Source organism: Tritonibacter mobilis (genome assembly GCF_001681715.1).
In the GTDB taxonomy this organism is placed as follows: Bacteria; Pseudomonadota; Alphaproteobacteria; order Rhodobacterales; family Rhodobacteraceae; genus Epibacterium; species Epibacterium mobile.
The window spans coordinates 78,404-95,947 of record NZ_LNWY01000008.1 but is presented as its reverse complement, the minus strand read 5'-3'; the positions used below and the strand labels follow the sequence as shown (position 1 = coordinate 95,947).

Genomic DNA, 17,544 nt, shown 5'->3' with positions numbered 1-17,544 from the left:
AATGACCGACCTATTGTCTGTTTGGTTAAAAACCCCAAGCCTGCTGGAGACCCGCGCTTATGTGAACGGCCAGTGGATAGAAAGCGGTAGAAAGTTCGATGTTACCGATCCAGCCACCGGTCGACTGGTGGCGCAGGTCTCAGATTTCGACGTCGCAACGACCGCAAACGCAATTGATGCTGCCCAGGCTGCTGGCCCTGCATGGGCGGCTCTCACCGGCAAGGAACGCAGCACGATTTTGCGGCGTTGGCACGATCTGCTCATTGAAAATGCCGACGACCTTGCCACCATTCTCACCGCTGAAATGGGTAAACCATGGGCGGAGGCACGCGGCGAGATCCTATATGGGGCGTCCTTTATCGAATGGTTCGCAGAAGAGGCCAAACGGGTCTACGGCGACGTGATCCCCGGCCATCAGCGTGACAAGCGCATTATGGTTCTGAAACAGCCCGTGGGCGTTGTCGGCTCCATCACGCCTTGGAACTTTCCAAACGCGATGATCGCGCGCAAGGTTGCGCCGGCTCTGGCTGCAGGCTGCACCTTTGTTGCGCGCCCAGCCGAATTGACCCCGCTGTCGGCGCTCGCCATGGCTGTTTTGGCAGAACGGGCGGGTGTGCCCGCTGGCGTGTTCAACGTCATCCCCTCCACCGATGCATCCGGCGTGGGGCAAGAACTTTGCACAAACCCAAAGGTGCGCAAGATTACCTTTACCGGTTCCACGCGCGTCGGGCGCATTCTGATGGAACAGGCTGCCGGTACGATCAAAAAAATGTCGTTAGAGCTGGGCGGAAACGCACCCTTTATTGTGTTTGATGACGCCGATCTTGATCAGGCAATTGAGGGGGCCATGATTGCGAAGTTCCGAAACAACGGCCAAACTTGCGTCTGCGCAAACCGTATTTATGTGCAAGACAGCGTCTATGATGCCTTTGCTGCCAAGCTCGCCGACAAGGTTCAGACCCTTCAGGTCGGTAATGGCTTTGATCAGGATGTGACCACGGGCCCGCTGATAAATGATGCAGCCCTGCGCAAAGTAGAGGCTCATATCTCTGATGCAGTGGGGAAAGGCGCAAAGATCCTCACCGGCGGCGCACGTTCCGATCTGGGTGGTACGTTCTTTACACCAACCGTGCTGCGCGATGTGAACCAGCATATGGTGGTATGCCATGAGGAAACTTTTGGCCCGCTAGCAGCCTTGGTTCGCTTTGAAACAGAAGACGAAGTGATCGCGATGGCCAACGACAGCGACTTTGGACTGGCAGCCTATTTCTACGCGCGCGATCTGAGCCGCGTCTGGCGCGTGGCCGAAGCATTGGAAAGCGGCATGGTCGGGATCAATACTGGCCTTATCTCTACCGAGGTCGCTCCTTTCGGTGGCATCAAACAGTCCGGGCTTGGGCGCGAAGGGTCCAAATATGGCATCGAGGATTTTCTAGAGATCAAGAACATCTGCCTCGGTGGCATGGCCTAAGGCGTACCTACATACGCCGGGATGCCCACTTAAAGTAGGCTTCTCGTGGTGCCTATTTGGCCCAACAAACTCTGGCGCGTTCGCTTCCAAGCTGCCTCATACGTGGCTTGGTAAAGCGCCTGCATCAGGCCAGCAGCCTTCGTTCAACAGGTGGCAGGCTGTCCTGTCACGCGATTGCATCACTTCCCTCATCTTCTGGGAGCGGGGGCTACACAAGATGAGAGCCACGATCTAACAAGGCGATACTTTTCACCCGCAACAGACAGGAGGGTAAGACATGACCGATACCATCAACACTTCCCTTCCGCTGGATCTGATGCGGCTCTGATCCCCACTCGGGTTTCCCACATTCGTATCGATCCATCTGCGACCCTCTCAGGTCGCTTTTACTTCTATGGAAAGATGAAAGATGGGCAATCCCATTTCTGGGGAACGAAGCGCTGCTGGCGCTCAGGTTTCCAAATTTTACAGCCACGCAACATGGATTGACGGGCGCTCTGAAGAACAACTCCAACAAGTGGCGGGCTGGCCCGGCATGAAAGCTGTCGCTGGCTTTCCTGATCTGCATCCAGGTCGCTACGGCCCGGTGGGGGCGGCCTTTTTGGCCGACCGGATTTGGCCTCAACTTGTTGGGCCAGATATCGGCTGTGGCATGGCACTGTTTCGCCTCGATCTGCCCAGGCGTCGCCTGAAACATGGACGCTTCATGGGCAGTTGCAGCGTGGTGAACCACATCGAGTTTTTGAGGGTCGCCATTTCAAAGAGGTAAAATGAACTACTCGGGGTGGCTCGGTGCCGCCCCTTTCTCCCTTAATTGGGCAAACCCAAAAGAAGCAGGCACGCCGCCCGCACAAAATCACGTCCCCCATAAGAGACCCGGATTTCTCCAAAGAGGTCCTCACCTCTCCTTTGCCGCAGCGAAAACAGACCTGCCAGATCACTGGCGCAGTTTTCAAACCGATAAAGGATTACCAAATGTCTGATTATACCGCCGCCGAATTGCAGGAAATGGAAGCTGAGTTTTCGGCTATGGATGCCGAATTCGCAGGCCTCGGCCTTGAGGAGATGGACAGCGAGTTTGGCGAGGCTTTTGCCGAACTGGACGCGGAACTGGATGCTGCAGGGATCAGCCTGCTGGATGTCGAGGCGACGTCGATCAGTGAAATGGCCGACAATGACTATGATGCACAGTTCATTGGCCGGTTTCTGCGGAACAAAGCAAAAAAGCTGATCGCCACCGTCGTCCGTCTGGTCAAGCGTTACGGCAAATGCGCCAAATGCGCCCCCAAAGTTCTGGCGGCTGTGAAGTATTTCAAAGCAAAGAAATACGCCTCCGCAATCCGTGCAGCCTATGACGCCTATCGCTGCATCCGGGCTTGCACAAAGAAGTAACACCCGCCCGCGAGACCATGCATCTCCTCCCTCATGGTCTCGCGACCCCATTGGCCGGGTCTGCAACAGTGTCCGGCACGCCCAACAGGAGCCCCCAATGACACGCCCTATCATCCCCAGCGATCAAGAGATAATTGATGCATTCCTCGCGGAACATGAGGCCACTGAAATTGTGGCCGAACCGCTGTCAAATGACGCGTCCATCGACAGGTTGATCGCTCAACTCGAGGCCAGCTTTGCAACCGTCACAGAACTGACCAAACCCACCCGTACCAACGAAGAAAATCTACGCCACGCAGTGCGCGACCTTGCCAGCCGTCTCGAAGAGATCGCCACCGATCTGGCGCTGATCAATCAGCAACTCAACGCGTGAAGGATAAGACAATGCATGAGGTCACATCCCGCAAAGATCGCAAGCCTACCCGCCGTTTCATCATCGGCAAACCGGCAAGCCAACCCGCTCACCTGCAAGAAGTGGATCTTGAAGCACTGGGAGCGGAACTCGCACAGCGCCAAGAGAAAATCGCCGCCCAAACCGTGGATGGTGCGCCAGCTGCACCGATGGCTTTTAAAGCGATGCGCGACCCGGACAGTCAAAAAATCCATACTCTGCAAGTCGAACTGACCGACGCACACGCAGATGAGTTGCGCACCCGTCATGGCGAGGCCCTGATCATCGAAGAAGATCATGATCTTGAAATGTTCACCCTCAGCCCCGGCATTGATGCATTTGAAATGAGCATGGCCCGTGAGCTATCCACGCAAAGCGACGAGTTGAAAGTCACTTTGAAAGTGGTGGACGAAAACGACACGCCGCTGCCCAAGGTGCAGGTCGATCTCGCCGGTGATTTATGGTCAGATCGGCAAGTGACCAATACCCAAGGCAAAGTGACGCTTAAGCTGTTTGGCGAAACGCTGGACAGTCTGACCCAACTGCGCCTGAAACCTGCCAATGGCTATTGGAGCCGCGTGATCAAGGCCCCGTCGCTGGCAGCACAGAATAACGTCGTACGGCTCACCGCATTGCCGGTCTCACTTGAAGGGCCACAGGCCAACATGTGGGGCAATGAGACCATTGGCAATGTCGCAATGCCCCAAGGTGAGAGGGTGCGCGTTGCCGTGATCGACAGTGGCTTTGCTGATGGGCACCCTGATGTCGTTGCCGCCGGTGGCCGCGGGTTTGCCGAAGATGGTGATCCGGAAGAAGATTGGAAAACCGACGACAGCGGCCATGGCACCCATGTGACTGGCACCATTGGTGCGCTCAACAATGCCATCGGAATGCGCGGCGTTGCAGACAAGGTCGATATCTTTGCTTTGCGCGTTTTTCCGGGGGCCAGTATCTCTAAGCTCATGGCAGCGATCGACACCGCAATCCAACTGCAGGTCGACATCGTCAATATGTCCCTTGGCGGCCCCAATCCCAGCACGCTTTTGCAACAACGTATGCAGGCCGCGCGGCAAGCGGGAATCCTATTGGTAGCCGCTGCCGGGAATAACGCAGGCCCCGTGATGTATCCTGCCGCCTACCCGGAGGTCATGGCCGTTGCTGCCATCGGCAAACTGGGAACCTTTCCCGAAGACAGTTTCCACGCCCGCCACATTACCCCGCAAGTCAGCGCCGACGGCACCTATTTTGCGGCGGGATTCACCTGCCGGGGCCCAGAGATCAATGTTTGCGGTCCGGGGGTTGCAATTATCTCAACTGTGCCCGGCGATGCCTACGTTTCAAATGACGGCACATCCATGGCTTCGCCTCATATCGCAGGTGTTGCGGCCGTCCTTTTGGCTCAAAATCCTCAGATCCAGGCGATGCCGCGCAGCGACGCCCGTTCGCAGTCGCTGTTTCAAGCTGTGCTGGATGCTGCCCACCCTCTCGGTCTACCCGCAGACTTCGAGGGAAGCGGACTGCCCCTTCTCACTGGGAATGCCCCCCCCATGCCGCAGCCGGGTGAGGGCGAAATCCCGTCCAAACCGCCTATGGACGGCCTAGATACGGTGGCTGACCTGATCCAAAAAGCACTGGACGCGGCAAAATTAATTCGTGAACAGGCCTGATGCATTACCTCAAGGCCACGGGCAACCACACTCCGCATGGCTCATCCATGCGGAGATTTCGTGGCTTTCTTCGTCGCAGACGATAAAGGGCTTCGCCCCTCTTGGCCTATGGCCAATTCACCCGAGGATATTTGCCGTTAGAAGAGATTAGAGGCAGCACGTTTCTTCTAACTCCAAATATCCCGGAGCACGAGGCAGAGCCTCGCCTCGCCGCTGCGATCTCAGCATATACCGGATGGCTCACGCACAGTGCAACGTCGCCTGTTCCACTTGCATCACTCCCGCCTGAACCGCTGAAACCGCCAGTGCTGTGCGGTTCGCAGCACCAGTTTTTTGCATAATTGATTTCACATCGCTCTTCACTGTCGTGAGCGGTACACTCAGCACGCGGGCAATCTCTTTATTGGGTGCCCCGCGCAACAACTGCCCCAATACCTGTGTTTCACGTTGGGTCAAACCCGTCTTGATCGACCGAAAATTCGCCAGTGGACGGGTACTTTGGACAAGCCGGTGCAGAACATCAGCTGCCCCATCAGGAAGGACACGCTGACCTTCTGCCACCAGTCGCACATATTGCGGAAACGTCGAAAGCGGCGCGCTAGACTGAACGCATCCGACAGGCCCGCTCGCAAATATTCGTGCCAACTGCGCCGCATCGAAGCCCGGCACCACCAACATGGATCGCAATCGCGGTTGATCTTGATGCAGCTTCGCTAACGCCCCAAATGTCACTTCGGACAATCCTTCCCCCACATCCATCACAAGAACATCGGCGGTGCCGACCGCATTGCCCCTGCATTTGCACAGCGTTAGAAAGCTCTCGGTCGAGATGGAGAAGCGAATGCCATCTTGCTCCAATACGGCGCCCAAAGCAGATGTGAAAAACGAATTTCGAGACACTAATAAAACTTTCATGGTGTGATCCCCGCAGAAAATCGAAATCTTTAAAACGCGTCCATGATGGCGGAGCCGCGTTAGCTCGCCGTGAAGCTTACCCAGCGTAAGCTTCACGCATCATGCGAGGGAATTACTCCGTACGATCAAGGAATTGGCGGTAACATGCGCGCACTGCTTCGCATCGTCTGCAGAGTGTCTGCATCAGCGCCTAACGCTCTAGGCTCCAATACGTTAACGCTTCACTAACGCCAGCCTTGGCAGGGTGATTCCTGCATTTGGGCGGGAAGTGGAAAATGCTTTTGAACACGAAACCATTGGAATACGCCTTAAACGTAAACGGAAAGTCGTCCTTTTCACAGCCTAGCCTTTCCTCAACAGGTGGGGCCTGCGCCGCGATCACAAGGACGCACACTAGTCCCTCTTCTCTTCCAAATGCACCAGATTCTCCACATACTCGGTCTATGCCGACGCCAACACAAATCGTAGCTAAGCTTTTTGTGATCGGCCCCCTCCGATTGAGTGATGGGGCCGGGAACACGGTGACGCCGCGCAGTAAAAAGGCCTGCGCGCTTTTGGCTCTGTTGGCATTGGCACCACGGTGTCAGCGCACGCGTGTGTGGCTGCGCGACAAACTCTGGAGCGAAAGCTGCGAGCGAAAATCCTCGACAAGCCTGCGTCAACTTCTGTTCGAACTGCGCCGTGATCTAGGTGGGCTTTTTGATGCGATGTTCGAAGTGGACCGGCATGCCATCATGCTCCGGCGCGATGCAGTCTGGATCGACATACGCAATATCGAAACGGACATTAACACGTTCACGGCCCTCAGAGTAACGGCTGAAACCGATCTTCTTGAAGGGATTGACGTGGCGGATGAAGAGTTCGAGGACTGGTTGCTGCTGGAACGTCAAGCTTGGCGCAATCGCGCAGCAGATCTCTTTGAACAAGTCGCGCAACTGCCTCACACCGCCCTACCGCCTGAACAACCCTCGGTCGCAGCCTTCAGTGAAACGGCCCCCGAGGCCCGTCTTTGCGTTGGCGTCATGCCGAACATACAGCAAGGGTGTGGTGCCGACACAGCGTTTATCGCCGATCACCTCGTTGAGGGGATTGTCCAAAACCTCAGAGAGTTGCATCCGCTCGACATTTACGACCTGCGCGACTCAAGTGGCCCATCCGATGGGCTGCTCAGCGCTGGCAACACCGATTATCTGCTGCGCGTGCGGGCACTTCAAATCCGTCATTCTCTGACACTCACGTTCTTCTTTTACTCAGCCAAAAACATGGCTTTGGAGTGGAGCCAGTCCATTCAGACCAGCGTTAATGAGGCGCTGACGTATGACAGTTACGTGCTTGCGGGTTTCATCAATCAGAATGTCGACCGCATTTCGCGGCATTTCGAACGACGCCTGAAATCAGATTTCACGGAACAACCCAAGCCCATGGTCGCCGCCATGTCGGCGCTGAACATGATGTTTCGACTTGACGATCGCGCTTTGGAAAACGCCGAGGCCATGTTGCGTGATCATGCCGATAAGACCTCATCGGGTCTGTTCGATGCCATGCGCGCCTATGCGACCAGCTTCAAAGTGGGCGAGAACCTTGGCGTGCTTGGTCCTCGCGATGTGAATGCCACGGACGCGCTGGCCCGCGGCGCACTGAGCGGCAACCCGTTTAATTCAATTTCACTGGCCTGTTTGGCACATGCAATGGGTTATGTGTTTCATGAACACGGGCTCGCCAGCGACCTGCTGGAAAAGGCATTGAGGCTCAACCCGAACCAGGCATTTGTGTGGGATCATTACGCGCTGAACCGGATGTATGTTGGTGATTTCGAAGCCGCGCATAAGGCGGCCGAGCGTGCAGTCTACTTGGGCAGCTTCAGCCCGCTGAGCTACAGCTACGACACCACACTCGCGATGACCTCGACCATGCTGGGTCGGAACCAACTGGCCATCGCATCGAGTCGCAATGCACTGCGCAAACAACCCAAATTTGCGGCTGCCATGCGATATCTGCTCGTAAATCTCTCAAGACTGGACCGAGAAGACGAAGCGCGTAGCACTTACGAAACGCTCCTTCTACGCGACCCCGATTTCGCCGATCCAGAAGTTCAAAAAGCTCGTTTTCGCCTTGTTCAAAAAGGCACTGAAACAGACCTGATTTCAACGATCAAGAAGTTTACTTAAAGGGAGACACCATTGAGTATTCAGGATATTTTAACCCAGCACCGGTTCACCGTGACCTCCACGGGCCTGCGCCTTGACGATCAGGCCGAAGCGCCGGTCGACAACCCTGACGCCGCAGCGATCGCAGGCGCGACCCTGTCGCTGTTATCATTAAATCGCAATAGAAACAGAAATCGCAACAGGAACCGCAACCGCAACAGATCTCTGAACAACGCCGCCGGTGCCGCGCTGCAAGAACCGTGGAAAGAACGTGAACTTCTGCATGATCTACGGTCAGAGTGGCAGGATTTGCCTTTGCCTTTGCCACCCAATGCCGAAGGGTTACGCCGACATGCTCTTGATCTTCTGGTCAAACAAGCCCTGCGTACCACTCCCCAAGAGTCCGGGCGCGAAGCAGAGATTCTCCGCGAGGCCAATATCGAACTTTCGGGCTATCTGCGCCCTTTGGGTATTGAGGAACTGGGGGGGTATGACGCCACCGAAGGGCTTTTCTACCTTATCCTCGCCCTAACCGATGAAATCGGATTGCGCTACAAGGACCGCTATAACGTGTTACGCCCCAATCAGATCGAGCCGCGTCTGCGCCCGCTTCTGCCCAATCCGCCGCATCAATCCTATCCGTCAAACCATTCCTTCCAGTCATTTTCGATCGCGTTTTTGTTCTCTCGGATCTTGCCAGAACATCCTGCAAGTTCTGAGCTATTCAACAGCGCCCGACGCATTGCGGAAAATCGTGAATGGGCCGGACTGCATTATGCCTGCGATACGCAGGCCGGATATCAATTGGCTCGTATGATCGCGCCGGTGCTTGAAAAAGTCTGCAAGAAGCAAATGCTCGCAGCCCAAGCGGAGTGGCTCTAATGGGACAAACTGAAACCGATCTGACCGTCACCGGGCAGGAAAACTATCCGCACTATGACGCGCTGTGGCACTTGAAAACACTGGGTGTTCTGGATGCCCGGAACGCGCCCCTCGGTTGGACACCGACACCGCCTCAGAAACCGACGCGTGTGGCGGTGATTGACACATCTGTCGCACCAGAGCACCCCAACCTGAAGAACACGATCAACACAGCGCTTTCAATCGACTTCTTTTCTGCACGCCTTGGCTCTTTTCCCTATCGTGGCGCGCTGGATACGCTCGATTTGGACTGGGACACCAACATCGCTGATGGGTTACCACATTCTGTACGCCTGCTAACCGAGTTCACCGACAGGCTATCCAACGGAAGCGCGGCCCATAACAATAGGGTTCAGCCCTGCACGCTACCCGATTTTTCGGGTCACGGAACCTGTATTGCTGGTCTTGTCGGCGCCCGTCCCTGCATCACCGAAAAACGCCTTGCGTCCGGCGAGACTGAGCCGCTCGCTCTGCCCTATTCCGGTGTCGATCCGATGTGCGAAATTGTCCAGATCTCCACCAATTTTGATCCCGAACCAGAGGGCATGATCCTTGCCTTTTTATATGCGGAACTCATTCAGGCCGATGTGATCCTGCTGCCGCGCACGATCTCAGACCCCAGTCGGGTAGTACCGGAACTGGGTGATGTGATGCTGGGCAGTCACAACATCAAGGATCTAGTTCGGCAGGTGGCTGCTTCTCCGGTCCATGACGACATGTGGAGCGAACTGGCGGAACTCATTGTTAATATCTCACAAAACAGGCCGATCGTCTGCGCCGCTGGCAACGCCAATGAAGAAGGCGCGATCTACCCTGCCAATCTGGCCACCGAACACAATGGCATCATCTCGGTCGGGGCGATCAACGCCAAAGGCTTTCTCAGCAGCTATTCCGGGCGTCAGGGTATCACCGTATTCGCCCCCAGCAACGATGCCGAGGCCTTCGATGCCAGTCAGGTGCGTCTTGACGAACGGAATCCCGAATACGACCCCATCGGAGTGCCCCCAAGCACCGACAATGACAAGTTCTCAAGCTTTGACGTGATCAGCACCGACGTCCCCGGCCCCGCAGGGTATTCCGGCAGCCCGTTTGCCGGTGCGTCATTGGATGGCTCCTTGCGCGAGTACGGATCCTATTTCAGCCGGTTCGGGGGAACGTCTGCGGCCTCCGCGTTGGTGGCCGGCTTCATATCGCTGGGGCGTTCTGTTGGCGATTGTCCCGCAGACTCCGGAAGCGCAGCAAAATCCTGGCTTCTGGCCAAAAGCCATCCGCAGTCCGACGGCGATATTCCTTTAAACGTGCCATGCTGGTCTGGAAGTCCTCAGTTCCCTGATACATAATACAAAATCTAAGACGAGGCGCAGGGGACACTCCTCTGAGTGACCTGCCACTGAATTTTCATCCAGCCGCGACCGGAGCCCGGTTGGTATTTACGCAGGTTAAGAAATCGCCCGACGCGCGGAGCTTTCATCTCGCGCAGCGGGGTGGGCGATTGCGATGGTGAGGGCCAGCGCGTAGCCAGCCGGGGTCTGGTAATCCACGGCCGAATGCGATCGCTCTGTGTTGTAGTCGGCGGCCCAGTCAGCGATCACAACACGCGCGCGAGCCGAGTTGCAGAACATGGTCCCATTGAGCAGCTCATCGCGCATCCGACCATTGGAACTCTCGACGAAGCCGTTCTGCATCGGCTTGCTTGGCGCGATGTAATGCCATTCGATCTTCTTTTCGGAGCACCATCGCAGAATTATCCGTCGTCACGGGCATCGACATGGATCCTCATCTGGGCATTGATACGACCTGCCATCTCCTCACTCACGCCCATGGAAGCGAGGCGGGGCTTGCCCGATCTCTTCGGGCTTAGGGCGCTTGTTGGCCATCTGTTTCCTCCGTTTTCCTAAACATAGCGGAGGACCACTTCAGTGGGGGAAGACCACGAAGGCTGCGTCAAGTTTGCAGCCCGCCTCGATCTTTAGCAGTTCTTCTTGTTGATGGGTGGCGCGGCAGTCACCCACCACCAAGACGCACAGCGCATGAGGGCACTGGTGGTCGAGCGAGACAGGCTTGCGATGCAGCTTGAAGACGTTGCCCGAAAAGCCACCGAGCAGGCAGAGCAGATCCTGTCACTCAATGCAGAACTAGGAAAATTCCATGGCTGAGCAGTCAAATATCGAATGGACAGATCACACGTTCAACTCATGGGGAGGATGCCAGAAAATCGCGCCGGAACGGGCGCGCCTGACTCTGTGCGCTGACCGAAGTGCAAACTGCTGACAAAAAGCCCGCCACCCGCGAGTTTGCCAGATGGAAAAAGGAACGCCCCCACGCAAAATCTGTGCGTGACCATCCCAGAAACTGTGATTGAGGCCCGATCCGCAGCCGTTATCACCCCAGAAATTGGGGCGCTATCCGGGAAAATCGTTTGTTTCCTCTACCCAAAATTTGGGGGCATTTATAGATATAGCCATGGGCAGAAGGTTCTTCAGAGCGGTTTACTCACATTCCAATGACGGCTGACGGAAACCATCAACGATATAGTCCCGCCCCTGCCTCACAGCCGTAAGCGTGTAAACGCAGTCATTGGAATAGGGAACGTATGTTGTTGTGGAGCCAAGAACGGTTGCAGATCCTCCCGCCCCATAAATCGTGGCGGATGTTGGCGACGTCGTGGGAAACATCCCGCTATTGGTCCTTTTCCATTGGAAAGCTCGGCGACCGTCCGACAGGTCAAGCGTATGCGAGGGGGGGCCGTAATCCAGAATAGCTTCCGAAATCGGTTTCCCCACGTATCCTTGCATAACTTGGCTCGCGCATCCGGCGAGAAACAATACGGATAGAAGTAACAGGCGCATTGAGTAGAATCCTTTCAAGCAATCTCCCTATTCATTTCGAAAGAGAGAGGCAGGTCAATGGTCACTCACGGTCGCCACACTCGCAACCCATTCTCAGCAAAGGACGCGACCGATAGCTTGCGGGCGCTGGATATCCGGCGCTGGGCACGCGATGGACTGTTGCGGCCTGCAACCCGGTTTCATTGGCAGTGGAGGGTTGGCGAGGAAGTAACTGCGTCCATTGAAGTGCAGATCGAAACACGTCACACCTTGCGCCTGATCTATCGCAGCCGATCACCCGGCACAGAGTTTAGGGGCTTTGATTACGCAGTCTTGATGGATTGGACCTCTTGCCAGTTCGGAGGCGAACGCCCTTGGTTCCGTTGCCCAGCAAAAGGTTGTGGAAGCCGCGCAGCCAAGCTGTATGGGGGCGCTGTATTCGCATGTCGGCGTTGCTTACCCTTCTCAGCAAGAAGATGCCCCTGATCGCGCAGCGCGGCGTTGCGAGCGACTGCGGGCGCGCCTTGGTTGGCATGGTGGAATTTTTGACTTCCCGGAGGGCAAACCCAAAGGGATGCACTGGCGAACCTATGAGCGCTTGCGGCGCGGCGCAGATGATGCCGCGCGGGAAGCCTGCGCTTTGTTCTTGGAGTGCTATGGACACGACCCCGCGACTAGACGCTTGATTTCGAGCATGACGGATTTTGACGACGTAGCAATACGTGAAAGGGGGACTTAAAGGGAGACTAGACGAGCATCACCTGAAAGTACCTGATATTTTTCATGTAGTTAAGATGGCGCAATGGTGCCCCCACACGGACTCGAACCGCGGACCTACTGATTCATACCACTACGACTTTCGCCGCCACGCATATGGCGCTTTGTGGTCTGGACTTTCTCTTCACCATGACCCCGAAAGGCTTTAGGTGGGTGCCGTCAAGTCTCTACACGTTCAATCCAAGTCGCCTCGGAAAGCTTCGCTCGGGATTGCCAACAGCCGAAGCTGCTAAGGTTTCCCCGAATTTGACACCAGTTCACCTCAACGTTTCCATCGAGGGCTGCAACTTGCCTCAGAATTGAGCCTGAGACGACGCTACAAATCAGTTGCTCTACCAGCTGAGCTATAGGGGCACAAACACTACACTTTTTCTCACATTCAGTGACCAACCAAAGGTTACAGCCAGCTAAAACGCAAGTAGCGAGAACGTCGTCCTCGCCGTGCAGAGCGTTTATCGCGACAGGATTTAAAAGACAAGATCGTTTCTTGCCAAATGTGTTGAGTTTTTTTGCCCGTCATGAAGGTGGGGCATAACCTTAGGTTTCACCGGTCGCATGGACAGTTGCCTTCGTTTACTTGATCTGGTCCTGAGCCTGCATGGACAGCTCATTCAGCTCTGCGTCATCGCTTTCAACGCCCGCTTTTAGATCAGAAAGCACAGAAGCTGCATATTCTGCATAGGGCCCAATCCAGCGCGTCTGCAGATCGTGGATGGGCAGTGCGTCAAAGTGGTTCCACCTCTCTCTTCCGCGTCGCTCGACGACGACCAACCCAGCTCTTTCCAGTACGCGCAAGTGCTGCATCACAGTGCACCGATCAAGTTCATGCATCGCCTCGCACAAGTGACCTGTCGTTTGCGGTCCTGACCTCAACAGGTCAAGGAGCCGCCGTCTCACTCTGTGCCCAAGTGCTTTGAACAAAGCATCGTATTGGTCTTCTATTGACATGTTATAATTTTATAACATTAATTGTGTGAAGAAAAGGGAGGAATACCCAATGGAACCAAAATTCACCGTCGCTGGACGTATTTCCAAACCTGTCGAAGAGGTTTTCAAAGCTGTGGTCGAACCGGGTCAGCTTACGCAGTACTTTGCGACGGGTGGTGCGTCAGGGAGGCTGGAGGCCGGTGTAGAAGTCGCGTGGAATTTCCATGAAAGCACTGGCGCATGCCCTGTACTGGTTCAGGAGGTCGTGCCCAACCGCAAGATTGTCCTACAGTGGGAGCCGGAAAAAGACTCCGCAACATGGACGACAGTTACTATGGAATTTCAACCGCTTGATGATGGTCGGACATTGGTTCGGATCACTGAATTTGGTTGGCCTTCAACGCCTGACGGTCTGTCCTCGTCTTTTGTAAACTGCGAAGGATGGACAGGCATGATCTGCGCGATGAAGGCATGGCTTGAGCACGGTATCAACCTGAGAGAAGGTTTCTACAAGTAACCACATTTTTCCCGGTCAGACGAACGAAGTCACGCGGTCGCTAACGCGCAGCGTTGGATTGCGGCGAGTTCATGAGACTGCTCCAAGCCTCATACTGCGACAGGTAGATTCTACCGTTCAACTCCTCGACAAAGTGCGAACGTTGCAATCGATCCATCACTGGCCCCTTCACCTCGGACAAATGCAGCCCCACTCCCATGTCTTTCAGGCGATGATTGATGGCTTCCAAGCTTTCGAGAGCGGAATAATCGACCACATTCACTGCAGAGAACATCAATACCACGTGTTTGATGGCGCAGCCCTCGGTGACTCGCTTCTGGATCAGATCCTCTAGGAAGCGCGCGTTCACAAAATAGAGGCTCTCATCCACCCGCAGCGATACAAGTGTAGGGTCGGTTTCGACGTCGTGACGGTCAATGTTGCGAAAATGTTGCGTGCCGGGGACCAAGCCAACTTCTGCGACATGCGGACGCGAGGTTTTGTAAAGGTGCAAAACAATGGAGGTCAACACACCTGCTGCAACACCGATTTCGACCCCGAATGTCAGCGTCAGCAGGATCGTTGCCGCCACAGCCACAAAATCCGCGTGAGAATAATTCCACGTCTTTTTCAGGATCGAGAGATCGACGAGACTTAGAACAGCGACGATGATCGTCGCGGCGAGCGTTGCGTTGGGTAGAAAATGCACCAACGGGGTAAGTGCAACGGCAGCGATCGCGAGGCCGATCGCGGTGAATGCCCCCGCTGCAGGCGTTTCAGCGCCAGCGTCAAAGTTCACAACCGAGCGCGCAAAACCACCCGTGACAGGATAGCCGCCTGTAAAAGCGGCTCCAAGGTTTGCCGCGCCCAGCCCTATCAACTCCTTATCTGGGTCTATGCGCTGACGTTTCTTTGCTGCGAGCGTCTGAGCGACCGAAACGGATTCAACAAATCCAATGATGGAAATGAGGATCGCAGGGATCAAGAGCGCGCTGAGCAGATCAGGCGAGAGGCCAGGCCATGTGAGTGGGGGTAGGCTTTGCGGAACTTCTCCAACGATTTTCACTCCTCGATCCGCGAGATCAAAGATCCATACCACCAGGGTTGTGGTCACGACAGCGGCTACCGGACCAGCTTTGGTCAGGATGTCGGCCAGCAACGTAGGGGTTCCGACCCGCAGCAATGTTGGTTTCAGATTTTTACGTACCCAAAACAGAAAAACCGTTCCGGTGACACCAATAGAAACCGTGATCCAGTTGATATCCCCGACATGCGTTAGGATCGAATAGAGCATCTCTGGCAATGTATGCCCACCCGCATTGATGCCTAGGATATGTTTGATCTGACTGGTTGCGATCAACACACCAGAGGCCGTGATAAACCCTGCAATGACCGGATGGCTCAGGAAATTGGCCAGAAACCCAAGCCTGAAGACGCCCATCAGCACCAAAAAGCTACCTGAAAGGAAGGCAAGCGTGAGCGCTGCGACTGCGTATCCTATTGTCCCTTGTTCAGCGACCTGCCCCACCGCTGAAGCCGTCAATAAAGAGACCACAGCGACCGGGCCGACAGCCAATGCGCGGCTAGTTCCAAACACCGCGTAAAGAATGATGGGAGCGATAGAGGCATAAATCCCGGCTTCCGGCGGCAATCCGGCCAACAAGGCGTAAGCAAGCGACTGCGGGATCAACATGATCGTTACGATCACGGCCGCAATCAAATCATTGGAGAGCGCCGATTTGTTATAGGTCCGACCCCATTCGAGGATTGGGAAGTACTGACGCAAACTGTGCATCTTTAATTTACTGTCCTTTCGCAGCCTTCCGCGTCTCGTGAACTGAGGCACAGCTGGTTTGGATGGGGGGCAGGGATTATTGCGTTTTGCGCGCCATCCCTGATCGCGTGATCGCGTGTCTATTCGGCAGCGGCCTTCAGATTTTCCGGCTTAGCCATCCACTCTTTACCTTTCAACATGGCTTGCCAATAAATTGGCGGGAGCATCTTTTCCTTGAGAAACCATGCTGCACGGGTTGGTTTAGTGCCATCCAAAAGCCACCTTGGAAACGAGGGATTCAACACACCGCCATACCCAAACTCTGCCAGCACAATCTTGCCGCGCTCAACGGTCAGCGGGCATGAGCCATAGCCGTCATACTGAGCCACAGCAGATCCTCCGGCAATGTCGGCGACAATGTTCTCGGCCACGGTCGGCGCCTGTTTGCGCGCCGCAGCGGCTGTTTTGGCGTTTGGCGCGTTCATCACATCTCCCAGAGACCAGATGTTATCGAACTGAGCGTGACGCAATGTTGCCTGATCCACATCGACCCAGCCAGCCGCATCCGCAAGCGGCGAAACCCGAATGAAATCGGGTGCGACCTGCGGCGGGCAAACATGCAGCATGTCAAACTCTACGTTGATCTCGCGGGAATCTGAACCCGGTTGCGATAACTTGAAAGTTGCTGTTTTTGCAGGTCCATCTACGGCAATCAGAGTGTGGAAAAAGTTCAGCGTTGCGTTGTATTTCTCGACGTATTTCATCAGGGCGGGAACGTAGTCCTTCACACCAAACAACACTCCCCCTGCGTTCATAAACTGGATGTCGATGTCCTTGCCGACACCTCGGCGGAACCAAGCATCGCCAGACAGATACATCGCTTTTTGTGGCGCACCTGCGCATTTGATTGGCATTGGCGGCTGTGTAAAAACCGCCCTGCCCCGCGTCATCTCTTGCACCAGTTGCCAAGTATATGGGGCAAGGTCGTAGCGGTAGTTTGATGTTACGCCATTGCGCCCCAAGGTTTCTTCGAGGCCTTCAACCTGCCCCCAATCGAGCTTAAGGCCCGGACAGACGACGAGGCGGCCATACTTCACCACCCGGCACCCGTCCAAGATGACCGCATTGTTCTGGGGTTCAAAGGCGGCAACTGCGGCCTTGATCCACGTCACATCGCGGGGAATGAGGCTGCCCATGGTTTTGGCGGTTTGGCTCGCACTGAAAATTCCACCGCCCACCATCGTCCAACCGGGCTGATAGTAATGGATATCTGCGGGATCAATCACTGCAATCGAGAGATTTGACTTGCGCGCTTTCAGGCTCGCTGCGACCGAGATGCCGGCAGCGCCGGCGCCAACGATGACCACATCAAATTTTGCGTCTCCGGTATCGGTCGGCGTTCGGCCTCCATTGGCGATACGCCGCGCAACCCCGCTCATATCAAACCCAGCCGCCTTGGTTGCCGTAAGAATTTCGGACATTGGGCGCGTCTGTGCTTCGCTGAGCGACCAGAGAGTCGCTGAGCGGGTGCCACTGCGGCAATAGGCTAAAAGCGGGCGGGGCGACTCTTCTAAGGCGTCACGAAACGCGGCGACATCCTCATCTGTAACCATGCCGGACTGGACAGGCAGGTAGCGCGCTTCAATTCCAGCAAGCTTTGCTACGGCATCGATTTCTTCAAACGAAGGCTGATCTGCCCCTTCTCCATCAGGCCGGTTGCAAATGATTGCGCGAAACCCTTTGGCCTTGATCTCGGCCACATCCTTTTTCGTGACCTGCGGGCTTACCGTGATTTTGGATGAAATCTCTCTGAGTTCCATGAATTCCTCCCGGGCAGA

General features: G+C 55.5%; 14 protein-coding genes and 1 pseudogene. 10 read left to right on the top strand and 5 right to left on the bottom strand.

Annotated features, from left to right (window positions below; genetic code table 11):
* Position 1: 1 nt before the first annotated feature.
* The 5 genes from UB90_RS09970 to UB90_RS09950 all read left to right on the top strand — a co-directional run bounded on the left by UB90_RS09970 (position 2) and on the right by UB90_RS09950 (position 4,921).
* Positions 2–1,471, top strand: a complete 1,470-nt coding sequence (locus tag UB90_RS09970) for an NAD-dependent succinate-semialdehyde dehydrogenase (RefSeq protein ID WP_065331935.1) — start codon at positions 2–4, stop codon at positions 1,469–1,471.
* A gap of 409 nt (positions 1,472–1,880) precedes the next feature.
* Complete coding sequence (locus UB90_RS09965) at positions 1,881–2,240, top strand: RtcB family protein (protein WP_065326837.1); 360 nt, start codon at positions 1,881–1,883, stop codon at positions 2,238–2,240.
* Positions 2,241–2,446: 206 nt separating this feature from the next.
* Positions 2,447–2,863, top strand: a complete 417-nt coding sequence (locus UB90_RS09960; RefSeq protein WP_065326838.1) for a hypothetical protein — start codon at positions 2,447–2,449, stop codon at positions 2,861–2,863.
* 97 nt (positions 2,864–2,960) lie between these two features.
* The gene (locus tag UB90_RS09955) at positions 2,961–3,236 is read left to right on the top strand and encodes a hypothetical protein (protein WP_065326839.1); all 276 of its coding nucleotides are present in this window, start codon (positions 2,961–2,963) and stop codon (positions 3,234–3,236) included.
* Between the two features lie 11 nt (positions 3,237–3,247).
* Positions 3,248–4,921, top strand: a complete 1,674-nt coding sequence (locus UB90_RS09950; RefSeq protein ID WP_065326840.1) for a S8 family peptidase — start codon at positions 3,248–3,250, stop codon at positions 4,919–4,921.
* Positions 4,922–5,161: 240 nt separating this feature from the next.
* On the opposite strand, the gene UB90_RS09945 is transcribed toward UB90_RS09950, so the two are convergent.
* Positions 5,162–5,932 (bottom strand): helix-turn-helix transcriptional regulator, encoded by a 771-nt coding sequence (locus tag UB90_RS09945; RefSeq protein WP_131818804.1) that lies wholly within the window; start codon positions 5,930–5,932, stop codon positions 5,162–5,164.
* Positions 5,933–6,111: 179 nt separating this feature from the next.
* Between UB90_RS09945 and UB90_RS09940 the strand changes: the two genes are divergently transcribed.
* The 3 genes from UB90_RS09940 to UB90_RS09930 are packed head-to-tail and all read left to right on the top strand — an operon-like array spanning position 6,112 to position 10,244.
* The gene (locus UB90_RS09940; protein WP_227512082.1) at positions 6,112–8,004 is read left to right on the top strand and encodes a transcriptional regulator; all 1,893 of its coding nucleotides are present in this window, start codon (positions 6,112–6,114) and stop codon (positions 8,002–8,004) included.
* Positions 8,005–8,016: 12 nt separating this feature from the next.
* A complete protein-coding gene (locus UB90_RS09935) occupies positions 8,017–8,865 on the top strand; it encodes a phosphatase PAP2 family protein (protein ID WP_081285556.1) in 849 nt (282 codons plus the stop codon).
* Entirely contained in the window at positions 8,865–10,244 is a 1,380-nt protein-coding gene (locus UB90_RS09930) for a S8/S53 family peptidase (protein ID WP_065326843.1), read from the top strand. The genes UB90_RS09935 and UB90_RS09930 overlap by 1 nt, the downstream gene beginning before the upstream one ends.
* Positions 10,245–10,302: 58 nt before the next feature.
* Here UB90_RS09930 and UB90_RS09925 read toward each other — a convergent pair.
* A pseudogene (locus UB90_RS09925) lies at positions 10,303–10,649 on the bottom strand (integrase core domain-containing protein); the annotation flags it as partial.
* Positions 10,650–10,934: 285 nt separating this feature from the next.
* Here UB90_RS09925 and UB90_RS23225 point away from each other — a divergent pair.
* Complete coding sequence (locus UB90_RS23225; RefSeq protein ID WP_264753310.1) at positions 10,935–11,060, top strand: hypothetical protein; 126 nt, start codon at positions 10,935–10,937, stop codon at positions 11,058–11,060.
* Between the two features lie 2,022 nt (positions 11,061–13,082).
* Here the strand turns inward: UB90_RS23225 and UB90_RS23220 are convergent.
* Positions 13,083–13,457: an ArsR/SmtB family transcription factor gene (locus UB90_RS23220; protein ID WP_065326846.1), complete on the bottom strand. Its 375-nt coding sequence runs from the start codon at positions 13,455–13,457 to the stop codon at positions 13,083–13,085.
* Positions 13,458–13,506: 49 nt separating this feature from the next.
* On the opposite strand from UB90_RS23220, the gene UB90_RS09910 reads away from it, so the two are divergent.
* Complete coding sequence (locus UB90_RS09910; protein ID WP_065326847.1) at positions 13,507–13,953, top strand: SRPBCC domain-containing protein; 447 nt, start codon at positions 13,507–13,509, stop codon at positions 13,951–13,953.
* A gap of 40 nt (positions 13,954–13,993) precedes the next feature.
* On the opposite strand, the gene UB90_RS09905 is transcribed toward UB90_RS09910, so the two are convergent.
* On the bottom strand, positions 13,994–15,727 hold the full coding sequence (locus UB90_RS09905) for a SulP family inorganic anion transporter (protein ID WP_065326848.1): 1,734 nt from the start codon (positions 15,725–15,727) through the stop codon (positions 13,994–13,996).
* Between the two features lie 119 nt (positions 15,728–15,846).
* The gene (locus UB90_RS09900) at positions 15,847–17,526 is read right to left on the bottom strand and encodes a bifunctional protein tyrosine phosphatase family protein/NAD(P)/FAD-dependent oxidoreductase (protein ID WP_065326849.1); all 1,680 of its coding nucleotides are present in this window, start codon (positions 17,524–17,526) and stop codon (positions 15,847–15,849) included.
* Between the last annotated feature and the right edge of the window lie 18 nt (positions 17,527–17,544).